This window comes from Planococcus sp. CP5-4_YE, from assembly GCF_019042655.1.
Classification (GTDB): domain Bacteria; phylum Bacillota; class Bacilli; order Bacillales_A; family Planococcaceae; genus Planococcus.
Genome location: NZ_JAHPZO010000019.1, coordinates 1 through 12,622 on the forward strand (window position 1 = coordinate 1; position 12,622 = coordinate 12,622).

The window sequence follows — 12,622 nt, forward strand, 5'->3', positions numbered from 1 at the left end:
GGTTCATGTGAAGATATAAAATGTTCTACTTCGTATTTTTTAATGAAATCCATCATAGGGAATATTACTTCATCGTCATGACCAAACCACGGTGTCCATTGATGAGCTAGTGCCACGGGATCACTTCCTTCGGACCGTTGACGAGTTAATCGATTTCTCCTTCATTGAACGGATTACGACGCCCTATTACTGTACCGATAATGGACGCCCGTCGAACCCAACATGGTTCGCTCACTCCTTTTCTTTTTGTCAGTATACGCCGGTTCGCTGGAATTGAGTAGTCAAAAAAACCGACAGTGAAGCGGAAGCCGGCGACTCCTGCGGGAACAGCGCGAGCCGAAGACCCTGCAGGAGCGCCAGCGACGAAGCGGCTGAGGCCGTGCCCGCGGAAAGCGTCCGGCTGGAGCGAAACGCAAAAAAGCTGCCGAGGTTTCTCGACAGCCTGCGAAAACCGCTGAGGAATCTCAGCGGTTTTCTTTTTGGAAATAGATATAATCCAGCGGGATTCCGGCTTTTCCAAACTGGCGCAATAAAGAAGTGATCTGCCCCCGGTGGTAGCTCGCGTGATTGACGACAGTGAAGAGCATTTCTTCGCGGCTGTGGCGGAACTCGTTGCCTTTCATATTGCGGTAATCCAGCTCTTCTTGCCAGCTTTCTTTTGATAGTGAGGCGAAATACAATTCCATCTCCGCATGAAGCAAGAGCAAGGCATTTTTCGCTTTCTCGACCGTATCGACATCGAAATGTTCAAATTCCGGGCTCTTGACCCCATTCATCCGCTTGAACCACATCTTTTCGACACCAATGACATGGGCGACCGTTTCACGGATCGATGGGAATGAATTCTGGCCCGCTTTCGTGTAATACTCTTCGCCTGAGTCTTCCACCAATTGCAGTACCTTTTGGCTTGCCCATTGGTGATAGGCAAATAATTTCTGGGGATCCATATAGCATCCTCTCCCTTCCTCAATTTTCAAACCATCTCCGCATATCCTTCCACCATCTCAGATAGGCGGCCTTGCCCTTTCAAAAATCCTGTTCGAGCAATGCGTAATAATAATGGTCTTTCCATACCCCATTGATGAACAGAAATTGCTTGAGCAAGCCTTCCTTTTCAAATCCCGCTTTTTCGAGTACGCGCAGTGAACCGACATTATCCGGGGCGACATACGCTTCCACGCGGTGGAGGCGCAATTCCTCAAATCCGAAAGCCGTAATCAAGCGGACCGCTTCGCTGGCAATGCCGCGACCGATAAACTTTTCGTCCATCGAGTAGCCGACCAAGGCGCTAAGGAACGGCAAACGCTTGATGCTGTAAATGGAAATATGGCCAATTAGCTGATTGCTGTCGTGTGAGAAAATCCCAAAACTGTATTCCCGGTTTTCTCTCGCTTGGTAAATGGATTCACGGATTTTCTCTCGCTGTACGGCAATCGTGAAATAACTATCGCGATGCCTCGGCTCATAAATCGCCCAATAATCACGGTTTTTAACCAGGATCCGTACCATGTCTTCAGCATCTTCCACGGTCAGCGTACGAAGATAACACGTTTTCCCTTCAAAAAGCAGGTTCATCTTATCCCTCTTCTGCAGTCAATTTGATGAATTCATCGACATCTTTCGTACATACAGCAATTCCCTTTTCCCAGAATTCTTTTTCGGTAATGTCCTCCCCGAGATGCTTCATCGCCAGTTCTTCTGTACTCATAATCGCCGTATCACGGAGCAAGGCCATATATTTCTCTTCGAATCCTTCTCCTTCTTCCAACGCTTTCGCGTAAACACTGAGCGAGAAGAGGTATCCGAAGGTGTATGGGAAATTATAGAACGGCACATCGGTGATATAGAAATGCAGTTTCGATGCCCAGAAATGCGGATGCCCTTCCGATAAACTGCCGGCAAATGCTTCCTCTTGGGCCTGTTCCATCAATTCATTCAGGCGGCTCGCCGGAACCACACCGCTCTTGCGCTCTTCATAGAATCTCGTCTCAAAGAGGAAGCGGGCATGGATGTTCATGAAAAATGCCACGCTGCGCTGGATTTTGTCTTCTAGCAAGGAGATTTTCTCTTCTTTGGTCACAGCATTCTTGACCGCTGCGTCTGCTACGATCATTTCCGCAAACGTCGAGGCCGTTTCGGCTACATTCATCGCATAGCTGCGGTTCAAATCATGCACCGGGCGCAATGCATGCGTATGGAAAGCATGCCCCAATTCATGGGCGAGTGTCGCGACATTGGACATCGACCCGCTATAGGTCATGAAGATGCGCGATTCCTCGCTTTTCGGAAGTGAAGTGCAAAAGCCGCCCGGCATCTTATGCGCCCGGTCTTCTGCTTCCACCCAACCATTCTCTAATGCGTAGCGCGAGAATTCTTGCAATTCCGGGCCAAATTCCCCAAAATGGCGGATGATGAACTCAGAACCTTGCTCGTAATCGAATTGCTGAACGTTTTCTACGACAGGTGCATCGACATCATACCAGGCAAGCTGTTCTTTACCGAGAAGTTGCGCTTTGCGCGCCAGATAATCCGCAAACGGCTGTTTGTGTTCACTGATGGCCTGCCACATGACGTCCAAAGTTTCCTGCTTCATGCGGTTCATCTGCAACGGCTCTTCTAGCACATTGTCGACTCCGCGCTTGTTGTACATCTGTAGCCGGAAGCCTGCGAGCGAGTTCAAGGTCTTCGCAAACAGCTCTTCTTTTTCGCCCCATGCCGCTTCTAGCTTGTCATACGCTTCCTTGCGCACTTTGCTGTTTTGGTGGGAGCTTAAGTTATTCGCTTGCCCCACGGACAGCGTTTTCTCTTCACCATCTACATCCACTTGAACCGAAACGGAGGCAATCAGCAAATCGTATAATTCGCTCCACGCGTGGTAGCCATCAATGCTGAGTGATGTAATAAGCCCTTCCTCTTGTTCGGACAACAGCCGTTTCGCTTCTTTGCGCCATTCGTCCAAGATAAAGGCGAATTCCTTCAAGTCCTCAGTCGAAAGCAGCTCTGACCAGACATTCGGATCCGTCTCCATAAGCGCCTGTTTGAATTTCAAAAAAGCGCTTTGGAAGCGGGATCTCATAAGCCCGACTTCGCTTTGCAGCAAGGCCGCTTTTTTGTCTTCGGTGTTCTGTGCCATTAAACAGCCAATAAATGCACCGGCTTGGCGAATGTCCACGGATACGTCACTCGTCTGCTCCAGAAAACCTGCTATCCCTTTTGCGTCGCTTGTCTGTTGCGGAACTTCGAAAGTTGCAGCGTTTTGTTCGAAATTGGCAAGCTTATCCTCTGTTGCCTCTAAATGCGTTCTCAATTCAGTTGAATCACTTGCCCCTGCAAATAAACTATCGAGCTCCCATACTTCCGGATATGTATTCGTCATCTCTATTCCCCCTGCAGTCACGAATTTTCAAAATACATGAATAAGTATAACATCTTCCTTCATATAACGGGAACGGCGACTGCCTGCCACTTTTCACGATATCGCCATTTTTCAAAAACTTCCTGCACTTTCTTGTTGGTCGAGCGGGCTCGCAAGTTTATACTGATAATTGAGGAGGGATTTCATATGATTCGCGTACTGCTGATGACGCTGGCATTTATCGCCGTCGTCACCATGAATGCCTTGGCGAATATACTGCCGATCAACGGTCAGACTACCGGTGAAATCTCCGACCGTGTGCCGGTCCTCTTTACGCCGGCCGGTTATGCATTTTCCATCTGGTCCGTTATATATATTTTATTGGCTATCTGGATCATCGGCTTTTGGCTGCGCTTGAAAAAAGGAGTGCATCCATCAGCGAAGGTGTCATTGTATTTCATCTTGAGTGCTGTTTTCAATATCGCCTGGCTGCTTTGCTGGCATTATGAGTTCTTTATTTGGTCGATCGCTGCAATGATTGCCTATCTATTGTCGCTGATCGCTTTGTACTTGGAATACGGAAACGACGAACGGGGCTTTACGGAACGTTTGCCGGTCTCGGTCAATCTTGGCTGGATCAGTGTCGCGACCATCGCCAATATTAGCTATGTTTTGACTTTCTACAGCTGGAGCGGCTGGGGGCTGAGCGATCAATTGTGGACGGTCATCATGCTGACCGTAGCGACCGCACTTGCGCTTCATATACGCTTCCACCATTCGGACATCCCGCTGACTTTGGTCTTCATTTGGGCATTCGTCGCGATTGCCGTCCGCCATGGCATGGACGAGATGCTGGTCAGTACGGCAGCTTTATTCTTGAGCGGCGTTTTATTGACCGGTATTCTGTTAATCAAGAAAAAGCCGGCAAAAGCGGATATGACGCCATAAAAAAACAACCATCGGCCGATGGTTGTTTTTTTATATTCGATGGTTTTATTTTTCGAGTTTCGTCAGCAAAATCGGTTCGCCTTTTGTGACGAGTACGGTATGTTCGATTTGTGCGACGAGCGATTGGTCCGGCGTGATGAAGGTCCAGCCGTCGCCTGATTCGATGATATGTTCAGCCTTCTGGGAAATAAACGGCTCGACTGCAAGCACCATGCCTTCTTTCAAGATCGTCGTTTCCCATGCATCGTAATAATTAAGGATGTACTGAGGCGCCTCGTGAAGCGATTTTCCGACGCCATGCCCTGTCAAGTTCTTGATGACGAACAAGCCTTGGTCTTTCGCTTCGCGTTCGACTGCTTTGCCGATCTGATTCAGTTTGGCTCCGGCTTTCACTTTCATCATGGCACGTTCGAATGCGGATTCCGCTGCTTGGCAAAGCTTTTCTTTCGCTTCATGGCCTTCACCAACCACGAATGAAATGCCGGTATCAGCAAAATAATCGCCGTATGATCCGGACACGTCAATATTGACGATATCACCGTCGTTTATGATGCGCTTACCTGGAATCCCGTGCGCCACTTCTTCGTTGACGCTGATACACGTATAACCAGGGAAATCGTATTCCGATTTCGGAGCAGAGACGCCGCCCCATTCTTTGAACAGGCGGCCGCCCAATTCATCGAGTTCTTTCGTCGTAATGCCGGGCTTCGTGGCCGCTTTCATCGTTTCACGGATTTCCGCTACCATCTGTCCGGCTTTTTTCAATCCTTCAATATCTTTTTCATTAATCGCTATCATACTGACCCTTCTTTCAAACTATTCTATTTGAGCATTATAACATAGAAGAAGCCGCTCTCGCCTCTCCTATCGTTCGAAATTTTACCATAAATACCCAAATAAACTATAATCAATTGATTTACCAAGCTAAAAAAGCCGCCTATCGCTAGGCGGCTTTCATCATGCGTCTGGCTGTGTCAAACGCGGAGCTGTGATAAACAGTAGAGAGCAAACAATCGCCGCGACGATCGCAACAGGAATCATGTAAGTAGCGTTATAGACCGCTGAATAGACGAAGACGTTGCCATCAGCAAACATGCCGAAGAACAGAATGCCAGTAATGACATGGATGACATAGCGGAGAAAAGAACCGATCAACACGCCAAGTGCTACTATGACAATGATTTTTCCGGTCTTTTTCGCCTTCACAGCTTCCAAGTAACGGCCGCGCACCATTGCGGCCAATCCGACCACGCCATATGCCAGCAAATAATCCAATATGACTTGCATGACGACAAAGCCAAATGACAGCGGCGCAACCGAGATGACTCCCGTAACAATCTGCAGCAAGCCGACCAATAGCCCCGTCACAACACCGGCTGCAATGCCCCGGCGAAATGCCATCAGCACAATCGGAATCATGACCAAGCTGACCGATCCCCCTTGCGGCATGCGAAAGGCGATAAAATCCAATACAAAGCCGAGAGCTGCAAAAATCGCAATCTCGACCATTAACAATACGCGTTTATTTCTCATTCAAACTGCCTCCTTTTGGATTTGCACATCACCAGAAGGGCCGTTTTTTACAGAACAATAAAAAAACGACGCCAGGATAGATCCTGGCGCCGCTCGGGCCGGTTTTCCATCCACATCCCTGCGCAAGTGTTAACTTACAGGTTCGAAGGGTAAGAACTTACTCGTTCACTCTCAGCCAAAGCTCCCCTTGTGGTGTATACAATTATTTCGCTATTATGTGTATTGTACACAACGCACACTTGGCTTGCAAGCCGTTTCAGCCCACCGGATTAGGGTAGTTAGAAACTAGCAAACTTTGTGGAAGGTGGTGGAGGCAGTTTGAAAACTGCCGGATTAATGATTGATTTATTGAAGGATTTAATTAAAATTGAAAGCGATACAAAAGAAGGGGCAAATAAGGCGTTGTTGTTCTGCTCAGAATGGCTCCAAGAGCGAGGCGAAAAAGTCGAAGTCCATGATAACGATGGTTACTTCATGCTCACTGCAGCAAAAGGGCAAGGCGCAGAAAAGATTATCTGGAACGGCCATGTTGATGTCGTACCGGGACATAAAGAGCAATTTTCCCCAATCGAAGAAGGCGACAAATTGTATGGCCGCGGGTCGGCCGATATGAAAGCGGGCGTGGCCGCGATGATGCAGGCATTTATCGACCTTGATGCTGCCGCTTTACCGCGCCAAGTGCGTCTACACATCGTCACTGATGAAGAGATCGGAGGGCGCAATACGTCGAAATGGCTGGTCGAGCAAGGCCATTACGGCGATTTTGTCATTTGCGGCGAACCGACCCATTTGAAGATCGGCTTGCAATCGAAAGGCATATTAAGAATGGATTTGACGTTCAAAGGTAAACCTGCCCACGGCTCACGACCATGGGAAGGCATCAACGCCATCGAATCAGCCATGAAATTCCATGCCGGTATGAAAGATTTGCCGTTCCGCAAAGAATCGACAGACTACTATGAGCAACCTTCTGTCAACTTGCCAATCATCAACGCAGGCGATCGCTATAACGTCGTGCCGGAAATTTGCAAGATGTCCTACGATATCCGCTTTATGCCAGGTCAAGATAAAGAGGAGATTGTCCGCCAGATGGAACAGCTGGCCAAAACGCTCGATGTTGACATGGAGTTTAAAGCGAGCGGTTCCACCCCGGCTTTGACGACGACGGATGACCATCCGTACATCCAAACCTTGATGAAGGCAGTCGAGTCGACGCTTTCTGAACAGCCGGTGCTGTTCGGCCAGCACGGCGCTGCCGACACCCGTTATTATGCCGAGAAGATCGGCGGGCAAGGCGCCATCGAGTTCGGGCCGAGTGGAGATGACTGGCACGGCAACGCAGAATATGTCTCCATTTCAAGCGTCCATTCTTATAAGGATATTTTGATTGCCCACGCCATTGCCCCGACTGATGTTTAATAAAGCCTGAAATCGGGAATACTTTATCAAACCTCAATACGAAAAAATGAATGGAGCGATAAATATGGCTATTGGAAGACTTGTCAGATCTGCGATTAAGTATGGGCCGATTGCATACCCAATCATCCGTAAAGTGATGAACAACCGCAAAAAGAACAACACAAACAATGAAAACGACGCACGCAACCGCAGCGATTCGCAAAAAAGCCGCTAAATGATTAAAGGCCAGAGAAAATGATTCATTTTCTCCGGCCTTTTTTATATGGTTGAACTTTTTAAATGAGCGGTAATGCCTGGCGAATCGCTAGATAATCAAGTTTCTCGCCTTCAAATGGCTTGGCGGCAGAATCATTATCTGAAGTATCTTCCTTGGCAGGCTCTTCTTGTGCTTCATCCGCTTCACCTGAAGGCTGTTCCTCTTCCTGCATTTGCTGGATTTCTTCGAAAGTTACAGGCGCCGGTTCAGGAAGTTCTGTATCTTCCACTTTCAACTCTCCCCCGTATTGCTCGAAGAATGCGTTCGCCATCTCCTGATAGCCATCCAAATTCGGATGGACGTCTCCAGAATTCGGGACGAGGTCCACCGCATCCTCACCGAAACGGCCGGCTACGTCGACAAATGTCACGCCTGCCTGTTCCGCTTCCTGTTCTAGAATAGCGTTTAGTTGCTCCAGCTGCTTCGCCGTGCCTTGCTTTTGGCTATCCCGTGCATGTGGATAAGCGAAATAATAGCCCATTACGTAGACATCTGCTGAAGGCGCAAGCTCCTCCAGCTCAGAAAGGATCTTTTCCACATTTTTACGGGCCGCGTTCAGCGCATAATCTGCCGGTATCTCCTCAAAGCTCAAAGCCCCTTCAGCTGCATTTGCTTGCACGAGGCGCAGCAAATCATTTGCGCCGGCAGAAACCGTGATGATGTTCGCTGAGCCCAGCAGCTCTTTTGCTTCATCCGACTCGATGCTTTCGAGGACATCACTTGCAGTGAATCCCGGAAAAGCCAAATCCTTCGAATAGAACGCAAGCGGCTGGTTGCGCGTCAATTCCTGTGCAATCAAATCCGCATAACCGCTGTCGATTGCCCGGTTCGGCGTTTGGCCTGCTGCCAGTGAATCGCCGATGGCCACATACGCGGCCGGAATTTGTGGTTCCGCAAATACCGTATTCGCCATTGCCGTCAGCAACAGCCCCACTGCTGCTGCACTCATGATCTTTTTCATATGCTCACCTCGTTAGAATGCCCAGTTTCCTTGTCGGAAAATCGCTTCGGTTTTGCCGGCTTCTGTAATACCATCGATATCCATTTCGCTCGACCCAATCATAAAATCTTCATGGACGATCGAGGTATTCAATCCATAATCCTGCAATTGATTGCGTTCTAAGTCTTTTCCGCCTTCGAGGCAAGTTGGGTAGGAATCGCCGATTGCCAAATGGTTCGATGCATTTTCGTCGAATAGCGTGTTATAGAATAGAATGCCGGAAGCTGAAATCGGCGATTCAACCGGCACAAGCGCCACTTCCCCAAGGTATGCTGCGCCCTCATCAGCTGAAATTAATTCATCCAATAGTTCTTGCCCGACTTCCGCTTGTGCTTCCACAATACGGCCTTTTTCAAAGCGCAACGTGAAGCCATCGATAATATTCCCTTGGTAGACGAGCGGCTTCGTATTGCACACCGTACCTTCGACTTCCATTTTAGCTGGCACGGTATACACTTCCTCTGTCGGCATATTGGCGATAAACGGCACATGGCCCGGTGTCCGGGAAGCCCCGCTCATCCACATATGGCCCTTCGGCAAACCGATCGTTAAATCGGTGCCTGGCGCACGGTAATGCAATTTCTGGTAGCGCCGTTCGTTCAATGCGGCCGCCCGCCGTTCCAGGTTGGCGATATGCTCTTGCCACAGCGCAACTGCATCGCCATTTCCGATACGCACGGTCTGGAAAATCGCTTGCCATAAAGCAGCCATTTGATCCTGTTCGTCCGGGAACACTTTTTGTGCCCATTTTTCAGAAGGGATTGCGACGATCGACCAAGCGATCTTATCTGATCCGACAGCCTGGCGGTAACGTTCCAATGCTTTTCCCGCCGATTTCTGGGCATCACTTAAGCGTTTTGCTGGAATGCCGGTCAGTAAATCCGGATCTTCCGCATCGATCCACAAAAACGCGCCTTTATGGTCGATGATAGCGTCACGCTGTTTGACGACCCAATCCGGAAATTCGTGGAACGCGGCGTCCGGTGCCAATTCGTAATGCGTTCGTGCCACTGACGGATCCGTAAACGCTACATGGACTTGCTTAGCGCCCGCTTCATAGGCTTTCTCGACGACCAAGCGCGTGAATTCCACGGTATCTGTTGTCGTTGCGATCAACAGCTCCTGCCCTGGCTGGACATTGACGCCGACACGAACTGTCAATTCTGCATATTGCGCTAATTTTTCGTGAAAGCTCATCATTTTTTCCCCTTTGCTGAAACGGTTTTGCTATTGCCTTCGATCAATGCGCCGCTATGCATGATTTTCTGCACGGGCTTATTCGGCAATTCTTTCGTTAGTTTTTTGTAATGCTTTTCATCCGCATACGCAAGTAGCGTCAATACTTCCCCATCAGCGCCTGCACGCCCGGTTCTGCCAGAACGGTGCAAGTATTGCTCCAGAGTCATCGGCGCATCGACATGGATGACGTGCGTCAATTGGTCGATATCAAGGCCGCGTGCCGCTACTTCGGTTGCGATCAATACGGCCGTTTCGCCTTTGCGGAAATCGTCCAGCGCTTTCTTGCGTTCTTCTTTTTTCATTTCGGAATGCAAAGTCGCGATTTTTGCGTCGCGGAATTTCAGCTTACTTTCCTTCATCAGTACTTGGTCCAGGTTATTGACGAACGCCAAGCCCTTGATGCCTTCTATATGCGACAAGCTGCGAAGCAAATCAGTTTTGTCGCGTTCATCGACTTTGACAAACGAGTGCGTTACTTTGCCTTGTTTCGGCAACTGTTCAGCCGATACTTGCAAGCGCGTCGGCTGCTTCATCAAACGCTCCGCCACCAATTCGATTTCTTCTGTAATGGTCGCAGATACCAACACCAACTGACGGTCCTGCTGTGTTCTTTCAATCAAGTCCTTCATGATGCCACGGTGTTCACGAGCCATCAATTGGTCGCCTTCATCAAGCACCATGATGCGCACCTCGTGCATCTTCAGTTTCTTGGTCTTGACCAGTTCATTCAAGCGTCCTGGTGTGCCGACAACAATTGTCGGTTTTTTCTTTAACTTGTCCAATTGGCGCTGAATATTGGCGCCGCCGATCAACGGTGTGACAGTGACGTCCGTCCCCGCTGTCCATTCACGCAAGACGTTGACGATTTGCATCGCGAGTTCCTGTGAAGGTGCGATAATCATCGCCTGCGTATTCGGTTTTTTCGGGTCGACGCGTTCCAAGATCGGCAACAGATATGCCAAGGTTTTCCCAGATCCCGTCGGAGATTCCGCTACAATATCATTTCCTGCGAGCATTTCCGGAATCATCTGTTCCTGAATCGGCATCGCCTCGGTAAATCCAGTTTGCTTCCATTTTTCCTGCCAGACAGGACTTAATTCTTCTGTAAAATTCATGTGCCATTCCACCTTCTTTTCGATGCCTTAAGTGTACCATATTCGGCTCTCCATCGCCTTTTTCGGCAAGTGAAAAAGGCAGCTCCTTTTTCAGGAACCGCCTCCTCCATCATTTGGCATAACGCTGTTTGTACACACGTTTTTTCTCTGTTTCCGTTACTTTCTGATCGGGCTTTTTAATGAATAACGCCAACAGAAACGCAGCGAGCGCGATATAAGTCGATACCGTAAACGAGAAATTGATGCCTTCAAGCATGGCAGGGATGGTCGCTTCCTGCGGGCTTGTGCCGGAAGCGACCAGGTCTTGGACAGTCGCTTCGGTGCGCGTATTCATCAAGGTCACGAGAAACGCAGAACCGATCGCGCCGGAAACTTGCTGCAAGGTATTGTTGATGGCTGTGCCGTGCGGATAAGATTTCATTGGCAATTGGTTGAGCCCATTGGTCATGACTGGCATCATGACCATCGAAATGCCGAACATGCGCAATGTATATATTGCCATGATTTCATAGTAACCTGTATCAAGCGTCAGATTGCTGAACAAATAGGTGGTGATGACCACAAGGGCCAAGCCAGGAAGTGCCAGCACTTTAGCACCGTATCGGTCAAAAATTCGTCCGGTAATCGGGGACATGACCCCCATGACGAGCGCGCCGGGCAGCATCATCAAACCGGATTGGATTGGCGAGATGCCTTTAATGGTCTGGATGTAGATCGGCATGAGGATCATGGCCGAAAACATTGCCATCGACAAAGTGACTGAAATGACCGAAGACAATGCGAACATCGGATGCTTATAGACGCGCAGTTCCAATAGCGGCTCTTTAAGCTTCATTTGGCGGAATGCAAAGGCTGTTAAGGACAACAGGCCGACCGCTATCGTTAAATAAACAGCCGGATTTTCCCAGCCGAGCGAGCCGGCCGAACTGAATCCGTAAAGCAATCCCCCGAACCCTAGGCTTGATAAAACAAGAGACAATGGGTCAAGCGATAGCTCGCGGTTTTGGAACGTCAAATTTTTTAATTTGAAGATCCCAAGCAGTAACGGGATCAAGGCTACCGGCAATACGATGAAAAACAATACTCTCCAGGAGTAGGTTTGGACGATAAAGCCCGAGAGCGTCGGGCCGATTGCCGGCGCGACGACCATGACCATCCCGAAGACGCCCATCGCTTGCCCTCTTTTTTCGACCGGGAACGCAGCGAGCATGACATTCATCAATAAAGGCATCATGAGTGCAGCGCCTGATGCCTGGACCATGCGGCCGATCAATAGGACAGCAAAGGTCGGCGCCACTCCCGCGAGCAAGGTTCCGAGCGAGAATAAGGACATCGCGACAATGAAGATGGCCCGGTTTGAATAGCGTTGGATCAAATAAGCGCTCGCCGGAATCAGAATGCCGTTAACCAGCATATAACCTGTGACAAGCCATTGGGCTGTTGCAGCGTCAACTTGAAGATCGATCATGATTTCCGGAAGGGCAATATTCAAAAGGGTTTGGTTGAAAATCGCCACAAATGCTCCGGTGAACAAAATGGCAATGATTGCATAAGGTGGTTTTGTTTTTTCTTTCATGTTTCTTTCCTCCGTCTCGCCGATTTGATTCGGCTAATTATACTCTATCGACATATTTTATACTCATGGTATAGTTTTTACAAGAATGACGGACTGAGAACGGACAATAAGTTTGGAACATTGATTTCATGAGCTTTTGACGGTATGCTTTTGCTATACTATCAGTCCAAAAAGGGGATAT

Annotated in this window: 13 protein-coding genes and 1 riboswitch; of the genes, 4 read left to right on the plus strand and 9 right to left on the minus strand. The window is 49.0% G+C overall.

Annotated features, from left to right (window positions below; all coding sequences use genetic code 11):
• Window positions 1-61: 61 nt before the first annotated feature.
• Window positions 62-277 (plus strand): transposase, encoded by a 216-nt coding sequence (locus KTG14_RS18050; protein WP_483313508.1) that lies wholly within the window; start codon window positions 62-64, stop codon window positions 275-277.
• Between the two features lie 187 nt (window positions 278-464).
• Here KTG14_RS18050 and KTG14_RS15715 read toward each other — a convergent pair whose 3' ends face one another.
• From KTG14_RS15715 to KTG14_RS15725, 3 genes are all read right to left on the minus strand, one after another.
• On the minus strand, window positions 465-947 hold the full coding sequence (locus KTG14_RS15715) for a DinB family protein (protein WP_216971780.1): 483 nt from the start codon (window positions 945-947) through the stop codon (window positions 465-467).
• A 79-nt stretch (window positions 948-1,026) separates the two neighbouring features.
• Entirely contained in the window at window positions 1,027-1,575 is a 549-nt protein-coding gene (locus tag KTG14_RS15720; protein WP_216971781.1) for a GNAT family N-acetyltransferase, read from the minus strand.
• A gap of 1 nt (window position 1,576) precedes the next feature.
• Window positions 1,577-3,376 (minus strand): M3 family oligoendopeptidase, encoded by a 1,800-nt coding sequence (locus KTG14_RS15725; protein WP_216971782.1) that lies wholly within the window; start codon window positions 3,374-3,376, stop codon window positions 1,577-1,579.
• 186 nt (window positions 3,377-3,562) lie between these two features.
• Here KTG14_RS15725 and KTG14_RS15730 point away from each other — a divergent pair, with 186 nt between their 5' ends.
• Window positions 3,563-4,303 (plus strand): tryptophan-rich sensory protein, encoded by a 741-nt coding sequence (locus KTG14_RS15730; RefSeq protein WP_216971783.1) that lies wholly within the window; start codon window positions 3,563-3,565, stop codon window positions 4,301-4,303.
• Between the two features lie 45 nt (window positions 4,304-4,348).
• On the opposite strand, the gene map is transcribed toward KTG14_RS15730, so the two are convergent.
• Window positions 4,349-5,101 carry a type I methionyl aminopeptidase gene (map, locus tag KTG14_RS15735; RefSeq protein WP_216971784.1) on the minus strand — a complete coding sequence of 251 codons (753 nt, stop codon included), beginning with the start codon at window positions 5,099-5,101 and terminating at the stop codon, window positions 4,349-4,351.
• 159 nt (window positions 5,102-5,260) lie between these two features.
• Window positions 5,261-5,836, minus strand: a complete 576-nt coding sequence (gene thiT, locus KTG14_RS15740) for an energy-coupled thiamine transporter ThiT (RefSeq protein ID WP_216971785.1) — start codon at window positions 5,834-5,836, stop codon at window positions 5,261-5,263.
• A 98-nt stretch (window positions 5,837-5,934) separates the two neighbouring features.
• Window positions 5,935-6,034, minus strand: a riboswitch (TPP riboswitch).
• Window positions 6,035-6,172: 138 nt separating this feature from the next.
• Between thiT and KTG14_RS15745 the strand changes: the two genes are divergently transcribed.
• Window positions 6,173-7,255, plus strand: coding sequence for a M20 family metallopeptidase (locus tag KTG14_RS15745; RefSeq protein WP_216971826.1), 1,083 nt, complete (start codon window positions 6,173-6,175; stop codon window positions 7,253-7,255).
• 64 nt (window positions 7,256-7,319) lie between these two features.
• On the plus strand, window positions 7,320-7,469 hold the full coding sequence (locus KTG14_RS15750) for a hypothetical protein (protein ID WP_216971786.1): 150 nt from the start codon (window positions 7,320-7,322) through the stop codon (window positions 7,467-7,469).
• 61 nt (window positions 7,470-7,530) lie between these two features.
• Here the strand turns inward: KTG14_RS15750 and KTG14_RS15755 are convergent, their stop codons facing one another.
• From KTG14_RS15755 to KTG14_RS15770, 4 genes are all read right to left on the minus strand, one after another.
• Window positions 7,531-8,472 (minus strand): SGNH/GDSL hydrolase family protein, encoded by a 942-nt coding sequence (locus KTG14_RS15755; RefSeq protein ID WP_216971787.1) that lies wholly within the window; start codon window positions 8,470-8,472, stop codon window positions 7,531-7,533.
• Between the two features lie 12 nt (window positions 8,473-8,484).
• Window positions 8,485-9,708 carry an aminopeptidase gene (locus KTG14_RS15760; RefSeq protein ID WP_216971788.1) on the minus strand — a complete coding sequence of 408 codons (1,224 nt, stop codon included), beginning with the start codon at window positions 9,706-9,708 and terminating at the stop codon, window positions 8,485-8,487.
• Window positions 9,708-10,865 carry a DEAD/DEAH box helicase gene (locus KTG14_RS15765; protein ID WP_216971789.1) on the minus strand — a complete coding sequence of 386 codons (1,158 nt, stop codon included), beginning with the start codon at window positions 10,863-10,865 and terminating at the stop codon, window positions 9,708-9,710. Before KTG14_RS15765 ends, KTG14_RS15760 begins: the two co-directional genes overlap by 1 nt.
• 109 nt (window positions 10,866-10,974) lie before the next feature.
• Entirely contained in the window at window positions 10,975-12,441 is a 1,467-nt protein-coding gene (locus KTG14_RS15770; RefSeq protein WP_216971790.1) for an MDR family MFS transporter, read from the minus strand.
• Window positions 12,442-12,622 lie beyond the last annotated feature (181 nt).